We start from the raw sequence: 19314 nt of genomic DNA, 5'->3' as shown, positions 1-19314 counted from the left end.
GCCCGGCTTGAATCGGCCCCGTAAAGCCCCGGAAGTATATCAGGCGATGGCGGCGCGCGGCCAACCTGGTGCAACCCGCGGCCGTGCCGGCACGCGACGCCGTCCGATGCGGCCCGTCGGCAGGCTGCGCCCCGCCGGGATTCCCGGCGATCGGGCGCATTCAGGAAATTGCCGTCGTCTGCGCGGAACCTCCGGCCGGCTGCGCTGTCCCACGTCTGCGCGACCCGTGTGCTCTCCCCTCGTCGATCCGCACGGGTCCGCAGAAGCCCCGGCACTCCGCCGGGGCTTCGACTTTTCTCACCCGCCCTCACCCTCGCCGCGCCCGGGTCCGCGCTCCTGCTGCTCGCGCGCGATCCAGTCGGCGACCGCGCGGCGGGTCCGTCGCTCCTCGGCCTTCTCGCGCAGCACTTCCAGCGCGAGCACGCGGTGCAGGCCGACCATCACGCCCACCATCAGCAGCGCGAACGGCAGCGCGGCCACGGTGATCAGTGCCTGCAGCGCCTCCAGCCCGCCGGCGACGAGCATGGCCGCGGCGATCAGCGCGATGGCGACGCCCCAGGCGAACTTCCGCGCGAGCGTCGGATCCCCCGCGTGCTCGCTCGACATCGAGCCCAGTACCAGCACCGCGGAGTCGGCCGAGGTCACGAAGAAGATCACCAGCAGCAGGATGGTCAGCGCCGAGAGCAGGCCCGGCCACGGCAACATCGCGTACATGTCGAACAGCACCGTCTCGTAGCCGTTCGCGAGCGCACCGGCCATGTCCGCGCCACCGAAGATCTGGCCCCACAGCGCGGCGCCGCCGAAGGTCGAGAACCAGGCGAAGCCCAGCAGGCTCGGCACCACGACCACGCCCAGCACGAATTCGCGCACGCTGCGCCCGTAGGAGACGCGGGCGATGAACGCCCCCACGAACGGCGACCACGAGATCCACCAGGCCCAGTAGAAGATCGTCCAGTCGGCCACCCAGGTGCTGCCGGAGAACGGCGTCATGGTCAGGCTCATCTCGACCAGGTGGTCGAGGTAGCTGCCCAGCGACGTGGTGAAGGTCTCGAAGATGAAGCCGGTCGGCCCCAGCAGCGCCACCGCCACCAGCAGCAGGCCGGCGAGCGCGAGGTTGAAGGTCGACAGCCACTTGATGCCGCGATCCACGCCGCTGGCGCTGGACGCCATGTACAGCACGAAGCACACCCCGATCACCGCCAGCTGCATGCCGAGTCCACCCGGCAGTCCGAACACACGCGTCATGCCGGCGCTGATCTGCATCGTGCCGAAGCCCAGCGTGGTGGCGACGCCGATCGCGGTCGCGACCACCGCCACCACGTTGACCACGCCGCCGATCCAGCCCAGGTGGCGGTCGCCGATCAGCGGCTGCAGCAGGTCGCTGACCAGTCCGCGCCCGCTGCGGTTGTACTGGAACCACGCGATCGCAAGGCCCATCAGCGCGTAGATCGCCCACGGATGCAGGCCCCAGTGGAAGAAGGTGTAGCGCATCGCCGCGCGCGCGGCCTGCGGCGTGCCCGGCGGCAGGCCCTCGGGCGGCTTCACCAGGTGCGAGACCGGCTCGGCCGCGCCCCAGAAGACCAGGCCGATGCCCATGCCCGCGGCGAACAGCATCGCCAGCCACACCGGGCTGGAGAACTGGGGCTCGGCGTCGCGCCCGCCGATGCGCAGGCGCCCGGTCGGCCCGAACGCCAGCCAGGCGAGGAACGCGAGCGTGAGGAACACGATCAGCAGGTACAGCCAGCCCGCGTGCGCGAGCACCGCGGCCAGCGCGGCACCGGTGACTTCGCCGAAGCGCACCGGCGCGACACCGGCGACGAGCGACAGCAGCACGACGAGTGCCAGCGAAATGCGGAAGACCATGGCAGCGATTCCTCGATTGCAACGGGCGCATCGAAGCATAGTCCTCGTTCACGGATCGGAGACCTGCGCGCCAACCACACTGTCGCCCCCACATTCCCCCGGATCTTCCATGACCCAAGGATCGAACGCCCTTGCGACGCACCGTCTCCGCCGCACCGCGCTTGCATGCGCGGTGCTTGCCCTGGCCGCCGCGCAGCCGGCGCTGGCCCAGGACGCCAATCCGCGCGACGACCGCTTCACCCTGCGCCTGAGCGCCTTCAATCCCAGCGCCGACCTGCGCCTCGGCCTGGAAGGCGACGCCACCAGCGACGGCGAGACGGCGGTGTTCTCCGACGCCGTCGACTTCGACACCGGCGACGAGTGGCGCCCGCGCGGCGCGCTGAACTTCCGCATCAGCGACCGGCAGTCGATCGGCGCCAGCTACTACGACTACGAGAACGACCAGGACTGGAGTTTCGGCGGCGGCAGCGTCGATCCGGGCCCGGGCGGCCCCGTGGGCCTGCCCGCGGTCGACGCGAGCGGCAGGATCAAGTTCGCGATGGCCTCCGCCCACTACGAGTACGCGGTGGTCGCGACGCCGGCGTTCGAGTGGGGCCTGGGCCTGGGTGCCACCCATCTCGACCTGGAAGCCATGGCCGACGTCGCCTGGTCGGCCACCGACGAGCTGGACGCCGGCAACACCGGGTTCCGCGAAGGCTTCGACGGCTGGAGCCCGGCCCTGCACACGCGCGTGACCTGGCGGCCCGCGGACCGCTGGCGCGTCGACCTGGACGGCCAGTACCTCAATGCGAACTGGGGCGACTTCATCGAAGAGGACGGCCACTTCGAGCGTGCCGGCATCGTCGTCGAGTACCTGGTCACCGAGCGCTTCGGCGTCCACGTCGGCTACGACTGGTTCCGCCTCAAGCTGCGCGACACCTATGCCGGCACCATCGTGCCGCCGGCGGACGCGGGGCTGTCCGACATCGAATGGTCGGCCGCCGCGCGCACGCAGTTCAAGGTGCACGGCCCGATGGCGGGCGTGACCTTCCGCTTCTGACCGGTTGCCGGCGGGGCGGCCAGGCCGCCCCACCGGACGCCCGTCAGTTGCGGACCTGCACGTCGTCGATATAGACGTTGATGTCGTAGCTGGTGTTGGCGTGGTACAGCCAGATCGCATCCACCTTCACGCTCGCCGCGGTGATCGCGCCGTTGCCGCCGACCCACGCGTTCCACTGGTTGGCGTCGGTGAGTGACCAGGACACATAGGTCCAGCTGTTGGCCGCGAGCGCGCGGCTGACCGAGCGCTCGGTGCCATCGCTGTCGTCGATGCCGATGCCGACGCTCATGCCGCTGCCGCCGGCATACACCCAGAAGCCGACGCTGCCGTTCGCGCGGCTGACCGCCGCGATGCTGCCGGGGTTGCCGCCGCCCGACAGCAGGCGCACCGCCCAGGCCGCGCTGGTGTTCGGGTTGTCCTTCAGCAGCACCTGCAGCGAGCAGCTGCCGTTGCGGCGCGTGCTGCAGTTGCGCGTCGCGGTGGACGCGGTCGAGATGCCGGCGGTGCTGCCGGAATACGCCGGGCTGGTGTTGAAGTGCCCCACGTTGCTCTCGAAGCGGTCCAGCCAGGTCGTGCTGCCGCCGCTGCCCGGATTGAGCAGGGTGTAGTAGCTGGCCCAGTTCCAGTTGATGCCGGGGTCGGTGTGCGTCTGGCCACTGAAGTGCTGGTGGCCCTTGATCTTGACCGAGGTGGGCAGGACGTTGATGCCGCTCGACGGCGCGCCCCGGTAGGCGCTCGAGCAGGTGACCGCGCTGTACCTGGCGCAGAAGTCGCGCACCAGCGCCGCGGAGGCGTTGTACATCGCGCTGGTGTACCAGCTGCTGTTGTTGACGTAGCCCTCGTGCTCGATGCCCAGGGTGTAGCTGTTCTGGTTGCGCACGTGCCAGGCGGTGTGCGCGTTGCGCACCATCTGGGTGACCTGGCCGTCGGAGCTGCGGATCACGTAGTGCGCGCTGACGTTGGCGGTCGAGTTCTTGAACCAGCTGATGGTGCCGGCGTAGCTGCCCTGCGCGGTATGCAGGGTGACCGCGCTGACCGCCGCGCTGCGCGAGGCGTTGTAGTTGCTCGAATGCGCCGGGTTCCAGATCGCCGGGCCATAGTCGGTGCTCTGCGCGCGCAGGCGGCCGTCGCCTTCCTTTGGCGAGGGCTTGCGCACCAGCTGCTCGCTCACCGGGTCGATCGCGTAGCCGTCGACCTCGATCCGATCACCGGCGACGTCGAGGCGCACGAACGGTGCCTGCAGGCGCACGAGGGTCTCGGGATCGAAGGCCTGTTCCCACGCCACCGCGGTCTGCGGCACCACCATGCCCTTCTCGTCGACGCCGCGGTCCTGGGCCAGCAGCACGTCGAAGGCGAAGCTGGCGCGCGCGTAGTCGTCGATCGCGCCGCCGACCGGCGACGGCGAGAAGCCGGCGTAGCTTGCGAGTTCGGGCGCCAGCGATTCGAGGTCGCGCACGTCGCGGCCACGCAGCCGGCTGCCCAGCAGCGCGGCCGCGGCCATGATGTTGGTGGCCGGATCGCGCCTGACCTGTTCCGCCGGCACGCCCAGCAGCGCGGCCGCCTCGCCCACCTGGTCGGCAAAGCCGCCGCCGGCGTAGAGGCCCATCACGCCGTGCGCCGCGGGCATGTGGCCGTGGTCGTCCATCGCGCCCGCGTCCTCCGCGCGCACATGCTGCCAGCGGCTCTGCACGTAGGCGATCGCCTCGAGCGTCCCGCGGGGGATCTGCGGATACGCCGCGTAGGCGCGCTTGAAATACGCCGGATACGCCGCGCGCTCGGCGCGCAGCCGCACCTCCTCGTTGCGCAGGCGCGCGGCCATCGCCGCCTCCTGCTTCGCGGCGGCGACATCGCCGCCAGCGTCCCACTGCGCGAACCGCGACTCGCCCGCGGACGCGCCTGCAGCGGCCAGCGCGGTGGACAGCAGCAGCGCCGCTCCATGAACCTTACGAATCTTCATCTCGACCCCTCGTTGCGCCTTGGCGCATGGCTCCCCCCGTCCCCGGAACCCGTCCAGCGGGCACGCACGTGTGCCCGCCGTTACTGGTTACGCGGCGCGGGGGACGCGGGATAGATGGGGTCGGCCCTAAGGGGGCGGACTGGCGCGACGAAGCGCGACGCGATGGCGTCTCGCTTCGTGCAGCCGGTCACATCGCGACTACTTGCGCCTGGGGATGTAGAGGTCGGTGATCGTGCCGTCGTACATCTCGGCGGCCATGGCCACCGACTCGCCCAGGGTCGGATGCGGGTGGATGGTGTGGGCGATATCGCCGACCTCGGCGCCCATCTCGATCGCCAGCGCAGCCTCCGAGATCAGCTCGCCGGCGTGCACGCCGACGATGGCCGCGCCGATGACGCGCTTCGTCGCCTCGTCGAACACCAGCCGGGTGAAGCCTTCGGTCCGCGCCAGCCCGATGGCCCGGCCGCTCGCCGCCCACGGGAACTTGCCCACGCCCACCTTCAGGCCCTTGGCCTTGGCCTCGGTCTCCGTCACGCCGACCCAGGCGATTTCCGGATCGGTATAGGCCACCGACGGGATCACCCGCGCGACCCACTCCTTCTTTTCTCCGGCGGCCACTTCGGCGGCCAGCTTGCCCTCGTGCGTCGCCTTGTGGGCCAGCATGGGCTGTCCGACGATGTCGCCGATGGCGAAGATGTGCGGCACGTTGGTGCGCATCTGAGCGTCGACCTCGATGAAGCCGCGCTCGCCCACGCGCACGCCGGCCTTGTCCGCGTCGAGCGCCCGTCCGTTGGGCACCCGGCCCACGGCCACGAGCACGCGATCGTACAGCCTGGCTTCGGGGATGCTGTCGCCCTCGAAGACCACCTCGATGCCCTTCTTCGCCGCCTTCGCCTCGACCACCCGCGTCTTCAGGTGGACCGACACGCCCTGCTTCTTCAACCGGTCGGCCAGCGGCTTGACCAGGTCGCGGTCGGCGCCGGGGATCAGCTGGTCCGCGAGTTCGACCACGGTGACGTGGCTGCCGAGGCCGCGATACACCGTCGCCATTTCCAGCCCGATGATGCCGCCGCCGACCACCAGCAGCGTCTTCGGCACCTCGGCCAGCTGCAGCGCATCGGTGGAGTCCATGATCCGCTCGTCATCCCAGGGGAAGCCCGGGAGCTTCATCGCCTGCGAACCCGCGGCGATGATGCACTGGCCGAAGCGCAGCAGCTGCGTGCCGCCGTCGTCGCCGGTGACCTCGATCTCGTTGGCCGACACGAAGCGGCCGGTGCCTTGCACGACGCGCACCTTGCGCTGCTTCGCCATGCCGGCCAGGCCCTTGGTGAGCTGGCCGACCACGTTGTCCTTGTAGCCGCGCAGCGTTCCCAGGTCGATCTTCGGCTTGCCGAAGTCGACGCCGAAGGCGCTCGCGTGCGCGGCCTGGTCGATCACGTCCGCCGCGTGCAGCAGCGCCTTCGACGGAATGCAGCCGACGTTGAGGCAGACGCCGCCCAGGCTCGGGTAACGCTCGATGAGGACCGTATCGAGACCCAGGTCGGCGGCGCGGAAGGCCGCGGTATAGCCGCCCGGACCGGCGCCGAGCACGACGACGGCGCACTCCACGTCGGCCTTGCGGCCACTCGCCGCGGCAGCCGCGGGCGCGTCGGGTGCATCCGGCTCGGCCGGCGCGCGATGCGAGCGCGCGACCGGTGGACGCCCGGGGCCGGCGTCCGCTGCGGACGGAGCCGACGCGCTGGACGCGGCCGGGGCCGCGGCAGCCGATGCCTCGGCAGGGGCCGGCGCGTCGCCACCACCCTCGCCTTCGGCTTCCAGCACCACCACCACGCTGCCCTCGGCCACCTTGTCGCCGACCTTGACCCGGACCTCGCGCACCACGCCGGCGGCCGGGGACGGCACTTCCATCGTCGCCTTGTCGGACTCCAGCGTGGCCAGGCCCTGGTCGACGGCGACGGTGTCGCCGACCGCCACCAGCACCTCGATCACCGGCACGGCGTCGAAACCGCCGATGTCGGGCACCTTCACTTCGATCGTGTTCGCCATCGCCGCGTCCTCAGAGCATCGCCCGGCGCATGTCGCCGAGCAGCTGTGCGAGATAGGCGGTGAACCGCGCCGCCGCGGCACCGTCGATCACCCGGTGGTCGTAGGACAGCGACAGCGGCAGCACCAGCCGCGGCTTGAACTTCTCGCCGTTCCACACCGGCTTCATCGCCGACTTCGACACGCCGAGGATGGCCACCTCGGGTGCGTTGACGATCGGGGTGAAGCTGGTGCCGCCGATGCCGCCGAGCGAGCTGATCGAGAAGCAGCCGCCGGACATGTCGGCCGGTCCGAGCTTGCCCTCGCGCGCCTTCTTCGCCAGCGCCGAGGTTTCCTGTGCGATCTGCATCACGCCCTTGCGGTCGCAGTCGCGCACCACCGGCACCACCAGCCCGTTGGGCGTGTCGGCCGCGAAGCCGATGTGGACGTACTTCTTCAGGATCAGGGTTTCGCCCGAGGCATCGAGCGAGGCGTTGAACTGGGGGTATTTCTGCAGCGCCGACACCGCCGCCTTCATGATGAAGGCCAGCATGGTGAGCTTGACGGCGCCCTTGTCGGCGCCGCGCTCGTTCTCGCGGTTGAGCTCGACGCGCAGCGCCTCGAGTCCGGTGATGTCGGCGTCGTCGTGCTGGGTGACGTGGGGGATCATCGCCCAGTTGCGCGCCAGGTTCGCGCCGCTGATCTTCTGGATCCGGGTCAGCGGCTGCTCCTCGACCTCGCCGAACTTCGAGAAGTCGACCTTCGGCCAGGGCAGCAGGTTGAGGCCACCGCCGCCGCCGCCGGCGACCGCGCCGCCACCGGCCGCCGCGCCGCCGGCCAGCGCCGACTTGACGAACTGCTGCACGTCCTCGCGACTGATGCGTCCTCCGCGCGCACTGCCCGTCACCTGCAGCAGGTCGACGCCCAGCTCGCGCGCGAACACGCGCACCGCCGGACTCGCATAGGGAACCTTGTCCGGCATCACCGCATCGGCATCGAGGACCCGCGGCGGTGCCGCCTGCGTCGCGCCGGCGGGCTCGCGGTCGATCGACGCCTGGGCGATGTTGTCGGGCTTCGCGGCCACCGCCACCGGTTCGACCCGGGTGCCGGTTTCCGCCGCGGGCCGCTCGCCGGTGCCCGCATCCGGCTGCGCGCGCGGCGCTTCCTCGGCGGCGGCCGGGGGCGCCTGTTCCGCTGCCGCCGGAGGCGTCGGCTGCGCGGCCGCCTCATCCGCGGGTTCGATCAGGGCCACCACGCCGCCCTCGGACAGCGTGTCGCCGACCTTCACCTTCACCTCGCGGACCACGCCCGCGAACGGGGCCGGCACTTCCATGGTCGCCTTGTCGGATTCGAGCGTGATCAGGCTCTGGTCCTTGGCCACGGACTCGCCGACCGAGACCAGCACCTCGATCACCGGGACATCGTCGAAGCCCCCGATATCGGGAACACGCGCTTCCTGGGGGCTGGCCATCGGGGATCTCCACGGGTCGGTCGGGCGGATGGCTATTGTGGCCCCGCGGGGTGCACGCGCCAACCTGGGACCGGGTCACCGGCGATTCATCGCCGTCGCGGCGACGTGTGGCCGCTTAACCGCGCGTGGAGAAGTTCCCCCGCGGCACCCGCCGCGACAAGCGCGATTCATCCGCGCATCGATAGGGTGGCGGCGCCCCACTCCCCGGGGCCCATACGCACGTAACGAGGAGATCCCCCATGTCCCGCATTTCCCCCATCACCAAGATCCTGGTTCCCGCGGCGCTGGCGCTTGCCATCGCGCCGGCGGCCTTCGCCCAGGACAACGCCCCCGACAAGCGCGTCTCGGTGACCGCCGGCTATTCGCTGGTCGAGCCCACGCGCAATCCCGAGATCGCCGGCGCCCGCACGCAGTTCGACGGCGAGGGCACGCCGACGCTGGGCGTGACCTATCACATCACCGACAACTGGGGCGTTGAAGCCTGGGCGGCCGACAGCTACGGCCAGCGCGTCAACACCGCCGCCGGCAAGGCCGGCAGCGTAGATGCCCAGCCCTACTCGCTGAGCGGCCAGTACCGCTTCGGCACGTCCGACAGCACGGTGCGCCCGTTCGTCGGCCTGGGCTATCACGAGACCAACTACGACAGCGAAACCCCGACCGCGGCCGGCCAGCGCGTGGGCGTGGAGACCGCCAAGGGCGGCGTGGCCACGGTCGGCATGGACGTCAACATCAGCCCGACCTGGTTCGCGCGCGCGGACGCGCGCTACTTCCAGGCCGACTCCGACGTGCACATCGACGGCGTGAAGGCCGGTGACGCCAAGCTCGACCCGGTGATGGTCGGCGTGGGCATCGGCGCGCGCTTCTGATCCGCCGCGCCAACGGCTGCACCAGGAGGCGGGCCCCATGCGGGCCCGCTTTTTTTCTGTTGTTTTCCCGATTTGGCAGACGGCCGGCACCGCATGCCTGTAGGAGCAGCTACAGCTGCGATCGGTGAACGCTGCCTTGGCCGCATTTTCGGAGCCGGCCTCCGTGGTGGTCCACGCGGCCCGTCCCGCGCACAGGGGGTGTGCTGCGCCGGCCGTCTCCGCGTCCTGCTGCCAGCGGCCGGGCGCCGGCCATCCATGGCCGGCTCTCCGCTCACCCCCTGTACGCGGGACGGGCCCCGGCCTCTATCGGCTTCGGACCCGACAGCAAAAGCGGTCGCGGCTGGAAGAGTCAGGAACAACAGGAGCGCACCGGGTTCCCACCAACGAAGATGCAATGGCTTGCAGCGCCTTGGCTTGTCCCGCCACAGGATCGCGAAAGAAGTCGGACCCGCCGCGGATGCAGGGGGGATGGCCAGAGCCGGCCATGGATGGCCGGCGGCCGGAACTGGGAGCAGGACAGCGAAGATTCCGGCTGGTCATCCCCCCTGCATCCGCGGCGGGCACTGTTCACCCCCATCAAGCACCTCGGAGCCGGAGCGCCGCGAATGACGCGGACAGAAGCGGATCCGCGCTGTAGAGCACCACGGCGCCTGGGCGATAATCGAGTCCCCGCCTGCAGGAGCGTGCCATGTTCGACACCGTCCCCACGCTGGACTGCGGCGGCCGCGCGCTGCGGCTGGATCGCCCGCGGGTCATGGGCATCGTCAACGTGACGCCGGATTCGTTCTCGGACGGTGGCGACCACTTCGATCTGGATGCGGCGGTCGCCCACGGGCTGCGCCTGGCGGTCGAGGGCGCGGACATCCTCGACGTGGGCGGCGAGTCGACGCGCCCGGGCTCCGAGGGCGTCGGTGCCGAGGAGGAGATCCGCCGCGTCGTGCCGGTGATCGAACGCCTGGTACGCGAGACCGCGCTGCCGGTCAGCATCGACACCTGGCGTCCCGAGGTGATGCGCGCGGCGGTGGCGGCCGGGGCCGGCATGATCAATGACATCCGCGCGCTGCGTGCCGAGGGCGCACTGGATGCGGCGGCCGAGTCGGGTGTTCCGGTCGTGCTGATGCACATGCTCGGCGAGCCGCGCTCGATGCAGGAGGCGCCGGAGTACGAGGACGTCGTCGGCGAGGTGCACCGCTTCCTGGCCGAGCGCATCTTTGCCGCCGAGATGGCCGGCATCCCGCGCAAGCGCATCGTCGCCGACCCCGGCTTCGGCTTCGGCAAGACCACGCAGCACAACGTCACCCTGCTGGCGCGGCTGGAGCGCTTCGTCGAGCTCGGCGTGCCGGTGCTGGCCGGCCTGTCGCGCAAGCGCAGCATCGGCGAGCTCACCGGGCGGGAGGAGGCCAAGGCGCGCGTGCACGGCTCGGTGGCCGCGCACCTGATCGCCGCGCAGCGCGGCGCCAAGCTGCTGCGCGTGCACGACGTCGCCGCCACGGTCGATGCGCTGCAGGTGCTGGCGGCGGTCGATGCGGTGCCGGTGCCGCGCACCACGCCCGCCGCGTCAACCGTGACCATCGACTGGCCCGCCTGACCGGGCGCTGGCGTACAGTTCCCCGCTCGTGCGCGCCCCATCCGGGGCCGGGGGACACAGGATGACCGCGAGCCTGCCGCTGCTGGCGACCTTTTCCGGCTACCTGCTGCTGATGATCGGCATCGGGCTCTGGGCCTGGTACCGCACCCGCAGCTTCGACGACTACATCCTCGGCGGCCGCTCGCTGGGCAGCCTGGTGACCGCGCTGTCGGCCGGCGCCTCGGACATGAGCGGCTGGCTGCTGATGGGCCTGCCCGGCGCCGCCTACCTGGGCGGCGTGTCCGAGGGCTGGATCGCGGTGGGCCTGGTGCTGGGCGCCTGGGCCAACTGGCACGTCGTCGCCGGGCCGCTGCGGGTCTACACCGAGCGCGCGAAGAATGCGCTCACGCTGCCCGACTACTTCACCCACCGCTTCGAGGACCGCGCCCGCGTGCTGCGCGTGGTCTCGGCGCTGGTGATCCTGGTGTTCTTCGCGGTGTACTGCGCGTCCGGCATCGTCGCCGGCGCCAAGCTGTTCCAGGAAGTGTTCGGCGTGCCCTACGCGCAGGCGCTGTGGTGGGGCGCGGCGGCCACCATCGCCTATACGTTCATCGGCGGCTTCCTCGCGGTCAGCTGGACCGACACGGTGCAGGCCACGCTGATGATCTTCGCCCTGCTGCTGGTGCCGATCATGGTGATCGTGGGCGTGGGCGGCGTGGGCGAGGGGCTGGCGCTGGTGGAGCAGGTCGATCCCGCGCGCCTGGACTGGGTCGGCGCCGGCGGCGCGATCGCGGTGGTGTCGGCGCTGGCCTGGGGCCTCGGCTACTTCGGCCAGCCGCACATCCTGGCGCGCTTCATGGCGGCCGAATCGCTGGCCGCGATCCCGAAGGCGCGGCGCATCGGCATGACCTGGATGGTGCTGTGCCTGCTGGGCTCGGTCTCGGTAGGCCTGTTCGGCATCGCCTGGTACGCCGCCCATCCCGCCGACGCCGGTCCGGTCACCGCCGACGCCGAGCGCGTCTTCATCGCGCTGTCGCAGCAGCTGTTCAATCCGTGGATCGCCGGCGTGCTGCTCTCGGCGATCCTGGCCGCGATCATGAGCACGCTGTCGTGCCAGTTGCTGGTCTGCTCCAGCGCGCTGACCGAGGACTTCTACCGCGGCTTCGTGCGCCCGCAGGCCAGCCAGCGCGAGCTGGTGTGGTTCGGCCGCACGATGGTGCTGGCGGTCGCGCTGCTGGCGATCTTCATCGCCCGTGACCCGGACAGCCGCGTGCTGGGGCTCGTGGCCTACGCCTGGGCCGGTTTCGGCGCCGCGTTCGGGCCGGTGGTGCTGCTGTCGCTCACCTGGGCACGCATGACCCGCAACGGCGCGCTCGCCGGGGTCATCGTGGGTGCCGCCACCGTGGTGCTGTGGAAGCACACCGGCAGCGCGCTGTACGAGATCGTCCCGGGCTTCCTCGCCGCCACCCTCGCGATCGTCGCGGTCAGCCTGCTCGGCCGCGCGCCGTCGGACGCGGTGCAGGCCACGCACCGCGCGGTGCGCCGCGAGCTGAAGGACCATGGCTACTGAGGACCGGCCCGGCACGGGGCGCGACGACCGCCGGCCCTGCGCCATCGCGCTGATGGGCCCGACGGCGTCGGGCAAGACCGCGCTGGCCCTGGACTGGGCGGAGCGCTTCGACGGCGAGATCGTCAGCGTCGACTCCGCCCTGGTCTACCGCGGCCTCGACATCGGGGCCGCCAAGCCCGACGCCGCCGAGCAGGCGCGCGCGCGCCACCACATGCTCGACCTGCGCGCGCCCTGGGAGACGTACTCGGCCGCCGACTTCGCCCGCGACGCGCGCACGGCCATCGACGGCATCATCGCCCGCGGCCGCCTGCCGATCCTGGCCGGCGGCACCGGCCTGTACTTCCGCGCCCTGCTCGAAGGCCTGGCCGGGATGCCGGCCGCCGACGCCGAGGTGCGCGCGGCCATCGAGGCCGAAGCGCGCGCACGTGGCTGGCCGGCCCTGCACGGCGAGCTGGCCGGCGTGGACCCCGCGGCCGCCGCGCGCATCGACCGCACCGATCCGCAGCGCATCCAGCGCGCGCTCGAGGTGTGGCGGATCAGCGGTCGACCGATCAGCGCCTGGCAGCGCGATGCCGCGGCGACGCGGGCGCGCCTGCCGCTGCGCGTGCTGAAGCTGGTCGTGGCGCCCGCCGACCGCGCCGTGCTGCATGACCGCATCGCGCGCCGCTTCGACGCGATGCTGGCGGCCGGCTTCCTCGACGAGGTGCGCGCCCTGCGCGCGCTGCCGGCACTGCAGGCACATCCCGCGCCCCTCGACCTTCCGGCGATCCGCGCCGTCGGCTATCGCCAGGCCTGGGAATACCTCGACGGGCAGGGCAGCGCCGCCGCGTTCCGCGAGCGCGGCATCGCCGCCACCCGCCAGCTCGCCAAGCGCCAGGGCACCTGGCTGCGCGGCGAGCTCGACGCGCGCCGGTTCGACCCGGCCATGCAGGCCGCGGAGCTCGAGCGGGCGATCGGCGACTTCCTTGGCCGAGCTGCGACGCAGGGCCGGCCCACGCGCGCGCGGGTCGTATAAGATCATCCGGCCGCCACGGGGAGTGGCACGGCGGCGCGGCCCGGGGTCGCTGCATCCATAACAACAACAATCAGCTGGGGAACATTGATGTCCAAGGGACAGTCCTTGCAGGATCCTTTCCTGAACGCGCTGCGCCGCGAACGCGTGCCGGTGTCGATCTATCTCGTCAACGGCATCAAGCTGCAGGGGACGATCGAGTCCTTCGACCAGTTCGTGGTGCTGCTGCGCAACACCGTCAGCCAGATGGTCTACAAGCACGCGATCTCGACCGTGGTGCCGGCGCGCAACGTGCGCGTGGGCCCGGGCGGCGGCGTCGTGCAGGCTGCGGATGAACCGCACGCCGCGGCCGAAGGGGCCGACGAGGCCGAGTGACGCTTGCGTCGGCCGCCTGCGCCCCCATCTCGGGGCCATGACCCGATGCCGACGACCGAATGCCCACCGAGCTGTTTGAACGTTCCCGCAAGGGCGAGCACGCGCTGCTGATCCAGCCGCACCGCGGCGGCCCGCCGGATGAAGGCGCGCTGGAGGAGTTCGCCGAGCTCGCCCGCTCGGCCGGCGCCACCGTTGCCCACGTCATGCCGGCGCGCATCGACCGCCCGAATCCCGCCACCCTGCTGGGCAGCGGCAAGCTCGAGGAGATCAAGGCCGCGGCCGATGCCACCGGCGCCGACCTTGTGCTGGTCAACCATCCGCTGTCGCCCGGCCAGGAGCGCAACCTCGAGAAGCTGCTCGAGCGCCGGGTGGTCGACCGCACCGGGCTGATCCTCGACATCTTCGCGCAGCGCGCCCGCAGCCACGAAGGCAAGCTGCAGGTCGAACTGGCCCAGCTCAAGCACATGGCCACGCGTCTGGTCCGCGGCTGGAGCCATCTGGACAGCCAGCGCGGCGGTGCCATCGGCCTGCGCGGCCCCGGCGAGACCCAGCTCGAGACCGACCGCCGGCTGCTGCAGAAGCGCGTCGAACAGCTGCAGGCGCGGCTGGCGAAGGTCGAGGTGCAGCGCACCCAGATGCGCCGCGCCCGCGTGCGCAGCGAGCTGCCGCGCGTGGCCCTGGTGGGCTACACCAACGCCGGCAAGTCGACTCTGTTCAATGCCCTGACCGGCGCCGACGCCTACGCCGCCGACCAGCTGTTCGCGACGCTCGACCCCACGGTGCGCAAGATCACCCTGCCGGGTGGTTACGTGGTGCTGGCCGATACCGTCGGCTTCGTGCGCGACCTGCCGCATGAGCTGGTGGCCGCGTTCCGCTCGACCCTGAGCGAGGCCCGCGAGGCCGACCTGCTGGTGCACCTGATCGACGCCTCCGACCCGCTGCGCGACGAACGCGTGGCCCAGGTCGACGAGGTGCTGACCGAGATCGGCGCCGGCGACATCCCGCAGCTGCTGGTCTACAACAAGATTGACCGCCTGGGCGTGCCCGCGCGCCACGACCGCCCGCACGATGGCGACCACGCCGACGAGACCGCCGTGCGCGAGCGGGTCTGGGTCTCGGCGCGCGACCGCGAAGGCCTCGACCTGCTGCGCGAGGCGCTGGCCAGGCGCCTGGGCCTGCGCCGGCTGCAGGCCGAGCTGCGCCTGTCGCCGGATGCCGGCCGCCTGCGCGCCCGCCTGCACGAGGTCGACGCGATCCGCGGCGAAGCCCACGACGAGGACGGCTGGACGCTCGACATCGACCTGCCGCTCAGCGATGCGAGGCGGCTCGCCGCCCAGGACGACGGCGCGCCGCTGCGCGCGCTGCTGCCCGCGGAGTAAGCGCGGGCGATGCGGCCGGACCGCGGCGCCCGCACCTTGTAGAATGCCCCTTCGTCGCCGGTCCCCCGGTGGCGGGATCCCCAGACTGGAGCCAGCATGGCCTGGAACATCCCCGGCAAGAACAACGATGACCGCGGTTCGGGCCGCGACGGCGGCAACAACGGCCGCCAGAATCCGTGGCCTCCGCGCCGCAGCAGCGGCGGTGGCCGTGGCCGCGGGCCGTTCGACGGCCTGGTCGACCAGCTCCGCGGCCTGTTCGGCGGCGCCGGCGGTGGCGGCCATCCGCTGCGCTGGATCGGCATCGCACTGGCGCTGTGGCTGGCCTTCAACTGCTTCGTGCTGGTCGGCGAGCAGGATCGCGGCGTGGTGCTGCGCTTCGGCGAGTTCTCGCGGGTCATGCAGCCCGGGCCGAACTTCAAGCTGCCGTGGCCGATCGAGCGCGTCACCAAGCTCAACACCACCGGCGTGCGGACCTTCAGCAACGCGCTGCCCGTGCTGACCCGCGACGAGAACATCGTCACCGTCTCGTTCAACGTGCAGTACCGCATCAGCGACCCGGAGATGTACCTGTTCGGCTCGCGCGACGCCGACCGCGTGCTCGAGCAGGTGGCCCAGAGCGCCGTGCGCGAGCAGATCGGCCGCGCCAACCTCGACTCCGCGCTCAACGCGCGTGGCCCGCTGTCGGCGGCCGCCGCGACCTCGCTGCAGGCCTCGCTCGAGACCTACCGCACCGGCCTGATCGTCACCGAGCTGAGCCTGCAGGACGCGCGTCCGCCGGAAGAGGTCAAGCCGGCGTTCGACGAGGTCAACAGCGCCCAGCAGATGAACGAGCGACTGGTGAACGAGGCCCGCGCCTATGCCGCGCGCATCGTCCCCGAGGCCCGGGGCCAGGCCCAGCGCGTGCGCACCACCGCCGAGGGCTACAAGACCGCCTCGGTCGCCGCTGCGAGCGGTGACGCGCAGCGCTTCAGCCTGCTGGTCGAGGAGTACAAGAAGGCCCCCGACGTCACCCGCAAGCGCCTGTGGCTGGAAACCGTCGAGGACGTGCTGGCCGAGAACCGCACCGTGATCGGCGGCGACGGTCGCCAGCTGATCTACGTGCCGATGGCCGGGCAGGGCGCCGGCGCGCAGCCGCTGCTGACCCCCGACATGGTCGCGCCCGCGGCTGACGCCCGCGAGACCGAGGCCGTCGTGCCCGCCGCCTCCAGCAACCTGCCGCGCCCGCCGCGCGAGGGAGCCTCCCGCTAATGAAGCCGCAACTGATCATCCCCGTCATCCTGGTCGTGCTGCTGGGCCTCCTGGGCTCGATGTTCGTGGTCCGCGAAGGCCAGGTCGGCCTGGTGCTGAACCTCGGCCGCGTCGCGCGCACCGACCTCGGCCCCGGCCTGCACTTCAAGATCCCGCTGGTGGAAAGCGCGCGGGTCTTCGACCGCCGCTTCACCGCCAACGAGTTCCCGCCCGAGCGTTCGCTGACCTCGGAGCGCAAGGACGTGAGCGTGGACTTCGTCGCCATCGGCTTCATCGTCGACGCCGCGGACTTCTACCGCGCCACCGGCGGCAACGAGGAGCTGGTGACCGCGCGCCTGGCGCCGATCATCAAGGAATCGCTGCGCAACGAGATCAACTCGCAGACCCTGACCGAGCTGGTCTCGGGCAACCGCGCCGAGCTGATCGACCGCCAGCTGCCGGGCATCAACGAGGGCGCCAAGACGCTGGGCATGCAGGTGGTCGACATCCGCTTCAAGCAGATCGACCTGCCCACCGACAGCGACGTGATCAGCCAGGTCTACGACCGCATGCGCGCCGAGCGCCGCCAGGTGGCCGCCGCGCTGCGCGCCGAGGGCGAGGAGCAGGCGCGGATCGTGCGCGCCGAGGCCGATCGCGAGCAGACCGTGCTGCTGGCCGAGGCCGAGCGCGACGCCCAGGTGCTGCGAGGCGAGGGCGACGCCGAGGCCGCGCGCATCTACGCCGAGGCCGCGAACCGCGATCCCGCCTTCTTCGCCTTCCAGCGCAGCCTGAACGCGTACCGCCGTTCGTTCGCGTCCGGCGACGCCGTGGTGGTGCTGGAGCGCAACGACCCGTTCCTGCAGTACCTGCGCAGCGACCGCTGAGCGGGAGTGCGCGCGGGTGGATGACCTGTGGGCCGCGCTGTGCCTGGTGGCCGTGCTCGAGGGCCTGGTGCTGTTCGCGGCACCCGGCGCCTGGAAGCGGGCGATGATGCAGATGCTGACCACGCCCGACGACCGGCTGCGCCGGATCGGCGCCATCGTGCTGGGCGCGGGCATGCTGTCGCTGTGGTGGCTGCGGCAGGGCTGAACCTTTCAATTCAGGAGTAGTGGCCATGGGCCAGTCGGTGGTGGTGCTGGGCGCCCAGTGGGGCGACGAAGGCAAGGGCAAGATCGTCGACCTGCTGACGCAGGACATCGGTGGCGTGGTGCGGTTCCAGGGCGGCCACAACGCCGGCCACACGCTCGTGATCGGCGGCAAGAAGACGGTACTGCACCTGATCCCGTCGGGCATCCTGCGCGAGGACGCGCTGTGCCTGATCGGCAACGGCGTGGTGCTGTCGCCGGCGGCGCTGATGAAGGAGATCGCCGAGCTGGAAGAGGCCGGTGTCGAAGTGCGCTCGCGGCTCAGGATCAGCCCGGCGACGCCGCTGATCATGCCGTACCACATCGCGCTGGACCAGGCGCGCGAACGCGCCGCCGGCGGCAAGGCCATCGGCACCACCGGCCGCGGCATCGGCCCGGCCTACGAGGACAAGGTGGCCCGCCGCGGGATCCGCGTGGCCGACCTGCACTACCCGAAGCAGCTGGAAGAGCTGCTGCGCACCGCGCTCGACTACCACAATTTCGTCCTGACCCGGTACCTGGGCGCCGACGCCGTCGACTTCCAGCAGACCTATGACGATGCCCTGGCCTTCGGCGACTACGTCGAGCCGATGAAGTCCGACGTCGCCGGCATCCTCCACGACCTGCGCAAGCAGGGGAAGAAGGTGCTGTTCGAAGGCGCGCAGGGCTCGTTGCTCGACATCGACCACGGCACCTATCCCTACGTCACCAGCTCCAACACCACGGTCGGCGGCGCGCTGGCCGGCACCGGCGTGGGCGCGGACGCGATCGACTACGTGCTGGGCATCTGCAAGGCCTACGCCACGCGCGTGGGCGGCGGCCCGTTCCCGACCGAGCTCGAGGACGACGTGGGCCAGCGCCTGCGCGACCGTGGCCAGGAATACGGCGCCACCACCGGGCGTCCGCGCCGCTGCGGCTGGATCGACATCGTCGCGCTCAAGCGCGCGGTGGCGATCAACGGCATCAACGGCCTGTGCATCACCAAGCTCGACGTGCTCGATGGCTTCGATACGCTGAAGATGTGCATCGGCTACCAGTACCGCGGCAAGCGCACCGAGTACGCGCCGCTGGACGCCCAGGGCTGGGCCGAGTGCGAACCGGTGTACCTCGAGTTCCCGGGCTGGACGGAAGACACCCACGGCATCACCGAGTGGGAGAAGCTGCCGCCGGCGGCACGTGCCTACCTGCGCGCGCTGGAGGAGCTGGCGGGCTGCCCGCTGTCGATCGTCAGCACCGGCCCGGACCGCCAGCACACGATGGTGCTGCAGGATCCGTTTGCCTGAGGCATCGCGGCTCAGTCCAGCTGCGGTGGCCCGGCCGCGGGCAGCAGGGCGGTGCAGCGCTCCATCAGGGCGATGAGCTGGTCCTGCTCGGCGGGGGTGAGCGGGCTCAGGGCTTCCTCGATGGCCGCGCGTGCCGCGGCGCTGCCGCGCGTGACCAGTTGCACCGCGGCGGGGGTGGCCGCCAGGGCCTGAACCCGCTTCAGGCGCGGGTGCGGGCTGCGCGTCGCCAGGCCGTCGCGCTCCAGCCGCGACAGGATCTGGTGCATGGTCTGGGGCGACACCGCGTTGCGCCGCGCGAGCTCGGCGTTCGACAGCCCCGGATGCTCGACCAGCGTCATCAGCGCAAGCGACTGCGGTCGCGTGAGGTCCAGGCCGTCCACGTGCAGCCGCCGGTCGACCAGGGCGCTCAAGCCCAGGTGCAGCCGGCGGGCCAGCACGCCTGTACGGTAGGCCCGTGATTTCCTGAACGCCTGCAGGCCGGTGGTCTTGCGGCCGGTCATTTCGTCTCCGTCGTCACCCACTGGCTATCAGTGTGCTGATACCTTGCCGCACTTTCCGG

The 19314-nt window shown here is 71.4% G+C and carries 16 protein-coding genes; 11 read left to right on the top strand and 5 right to left on the bottom strand.

Annotated features, from left to right (window positions below; all coding sequences use genetic code 11):
- Positions 1–297: 297 nt before the first annotated feature.
- On the bottom strand, positions 298–1863 hold the full coding sequence (locus tag JG616_RS03615) for a BCCT family transporter (protein ID WP_199360090.1): 1566 nt from the start codon (positions 1861–1863) through the stop codon (positions 298–300).
- A 109-nt stretch (positions 1864–1972) separates the two neighbouring features.
- Here JG616_RS03615 and JG616_RS03610 point away from each other — a divergent pair, with 109 nt between their 5' ends.
- Positions 1973–2902, top strand: coding sequence for a hypothetical protein (locus JG616_RS03610; protein ID WP_199391699.1), 930 nt, complete (start codon positions 1973–1975; stop codon positions 2900–2902).
- A 43-nt stretch (positions 2903–2945) separates the two neighbouring features.
- Here the strand turns inward: JG616_RS03610 and JG616_RS03605 are convergent, their stop codons facing one another.
- The 3 genes from JG616_RS03605 to JG616_RS03595 all read right to left on the bottom strand — a co-directional run bounded on the left by JG616_RS03605 (position 2946) and on the right by JG616_RS03595 (position 8352).
- Positions 2946–4859, bottom strand: coding sequence for a peptidoglycan recognition family protein (locus JG616_RS03605; RefSeq protein ID WP_199391698.1), 1914 nt, complete (start codon positions 4857–4859; stop codon positions 2946–2948).
- A 198-nt stretch (positions 4860–5057) separates the two neighbouring features.
- On the bottom strand, positions 5058–6905 hold the full coding sequence (gene lpdA / locus JG616_RS03600; protein WP_199360087.1) for a dihydrolipoyl dehydrogenase: 1848 nt from the start codon (positions 6903–6905) through the stop codon (positions 5058–5060).
- A gap of 10 nt (positions 6906–6915) precedes the next feature.
- Entirely contained in the window at positions 6916–8352 is a 1437-nt protein-coding gene (locus JG616_RS03595) for a dihydrolipoyllysine-residue acetyltransferase (protein WP_199391697.1), read from the bottom strand.
- A gap of 248 nt (positions 8353–8600) precedes the next feature.
- Between JG616_RS03595 and JG616_RS03590 the strand changes: the two genes are divergently transcribed.
- The 10 genes from JG616_RS03590 (at position 8601) to JG616_RS03545 (ending at position 18755) form a co-directional block, all read left to right on the top strand.
- Positions 8601–9218, top strand: a complete 618-nt coding sequence (locus JG616_RS03590; protein WP_199391955.1) for an OmpW family outer membrane protein — start codon at positions 8601–8603, stop codon at positions 9216–9218.
- Between the two features lie 688 nt (positions 9219–9906).
- Entirely contained in the window at positions 9907–10806 is a 900-nt protein-coding gene (gene folP / locus JG616_RS03585; protein ID WP_199391696.1) for a dihydropteroate synthase, read from the top strand.
- A 61-nt stretch (positions 10807–10867) separates the two neighbouring features.
- The gene (putP, locus tag JG616_RS03580; protein ID WP_199391695.1) at positions 10868–12355 is read left to right on the top strand and encodes a sodium/proline symporter PutP; all 1488 of its coding nucleotides are present in this window, start codon (positions 10868–10870) and stop codon (positions 12353–12355) included.
- Positions 12345–13370: a tRNA (adenosine(37)-N6)-dimethylallyltransferase MiaA gene (gene miaA / locus JG616_RS03575; RefSeq protein ID WP_199391694.1), complete on the top strand. Its 1026-nt coding sequence runs from the start codon at positions 12345–12347 to the stop codon at positions 13368–13370. The genes putP and miaA overlap by 11 nt, the downstream gene beginning before the upstream one ends.
- Before the next feature lie 87 nt (positions 13371–13457).
- On the top strand, positions 13458–13742 hold the full coding sequence (gene hfq / locus JG616_RS03570; protein ID WP_199360993.1) for an RNA chaperone Hfq: 285 nt from the start codon (positions 13458–13460) through the stop codon (positions 13740–13742).
- 71 nt (positions 13743–13813) lie between these two features.
- Complete coding sequence (gene hflX, locus JG616_RS03565) at positions 13814–15121, top strand: ribosome rescue GTPase HflX (protein WP_199361642.1); 1308 nt, start codon at positions 13814–13816, stop codon at positions 15119–15121.
- 96 nt (positions 15122–15217) lie between these two features.
- Positions 15218–16369 (top strand): FtsH protease activity modulator HflK, encoded by a 1152-nt coding sequence (gene hflK / locus JG616_RS03560; protein WP_199391693.1) that lies wholly within the window; start codon positions 15218–15220, stop codon positions 16367–16369.
- On the top strand, positions 16369–17232 hold the full coding sequence (hflC, locus tag JG616_RS03555; protein ID WP_199360998.1) for a protease modulator HflC: 864 nt from the start codon (positions 16369–16371) through the stop codon (positions 17230–17232). The genes hflK and hflC overlap by 1 nt, the downstream gene beginning before the upstream one ends.
- 16 nt (positions 17233–17248) lie before the next feature.
- The gene (locus JG616_RS03550) at positions 17249–17437 is read left to right on the top strand and encodes a DUF2065 family protein (protein ID WP_199391692.1); all 189 of its coding nucleotides are present in this window, start codon (positions 17249–17251) and stop codon (positions 17435–17437) included.
- Between the two features lie 25 nt (positions 17438–17462).
- Positions 17463–18755: an adenylosuccinate synthase gene (locus JG616_RS03545; protein WP_199391691.1), complete on the top strand. Its 1293-nt coding sequence runs from the start codon at positions 17463–17465 to the stop codon at positions 18753–18755.
- Between the two features lie 11 nt (positions 18756–18766).
- On the opposite strand, the gene JG616_RS03540 is transcribed toward JG616_RS03545, so the two are convergent.
- A complete protein-coding gene (locus JG616_RS03540; protein WP_199391690.1) occupies positions 18767–19255 on the bottom strand; it encodes a MarR family transcriptional regulator in 489 nt (162 codons plus the stop codon).
- Between the last annotated feature and the right edge of the window lie 59 nt (positions 19256–19314).

Origin of the sequence: Luteimonas sp. MC1895 (assembly GCF_016457215.1) — a bacterium.
In the GTDB taxonomy this organism is placed as follows: Bacteria; Pseudomonadota; Gammaproteobacteria; order Xanthomonadales; family Xanthomonadaceae; genus Luteimonas.
The sequence above is the reverse complement of the archived record's forward strand: the minus strand, read 5'-3'. Positions and strand labels throughout refer to the sequence as shown.

What these genes read in the sequence shown, in the direction of transcription:
- JG616_RS03605 (WP_199391698.1), bottom strand. Translation starts at nt 4,859, where the DNA reads ATGAAGATTCGTAAGGTTCATGGAGCGGCGCTGCTGCTGTCCACCGCG.
- lpdA (WP_199360087.1), bottom strand. Translation starts at nt 6,905, where the DNA reads ATGGCGAACACGATCGAAGTGAAGGTGCCCGACATCGGCGGTTTCGAC.
- hfq (WP_199360993.1), top strand. Translation starts at nt 13,458, where the DNA reads ATGTCCAAGGGACAGTCCTTGCAGGATCCTTTCCTGAACGCGCTGCGC.
- miaA (WP_199391694.1), top strand. Translation starts at nt 12,345, where the DNA reads ATGGCTACTGAGGACCGGCCCGGCACGGGGCGCGACGACCGCCGGCCC.
- hflK (WP_199391693.1), top strand. Translation starts at nt 15,218, where the DNA reads ATGGCCTGGAACATCCCCGGCAAGAACAACGATGACCGCGGTTCGGGC.
- JG616_RS03595 (WP_199391697.1), bottom strand. Translation starts at nt 8,352, where the DNA reads ATGGCCAGCCCCCAGGAAGCGCGTGTTCCCGATATCGGGGGCTTCGAC.
- JG616_RS03540 (WP_199391690.1), bottom strand. Translation starts at nt 19,255, where the DNA reads ATGACCGGCCGCAAGACCACCGGCCTGCAGGCGTTCAGGAAATCACGG.
- putP (WP_199391695.1), top strand. Translation starts at nt 10,868, where the DNA reads ATGACCGCGAGCCTGCCGCTGCTGGCGACCTTTTCCGGCTACCTGCTG.
- JG616_RS03545 (WP_199391691.1), top strand. Translation starts at nt 17,463, where the DNA reads ATGGGCCAGTCGGTGGTGGTGCTGGGCGCCCAGTGGGGCGACGAAGGC.
- JG616_RS03610 (WP_199391699.1), top strand. Translation starts at nt 1,973, where the DNA reads ATGACCCAAGGATCGAACGCCCTTGCGACGCACCGTCTCCGCCGCACC.
- folP (WP_199391696.1), top strand. Translation starts at nt 9,907, where the DNA reads ATGTTCGACACCGTCCCCACGCTGGACTGCGGCGGCCGCGCGCTGCGG.
- hflC (WP_199360998.1), top strand. Translation starts at nt 16,369, where the DNA reads ATGAAGCCGCAACTGATCATCCCCGTCATCCTGGTCGTGCTGCTGGGC.
- JG616_RS03615 (WP_199360090.1), bottom strand. Translation starts at nt 1,863, where the DNA reads ATGGTCTTCCGCATTTCGCTGGCACTCGTCGTGCTGCTGTCGCTCGTC.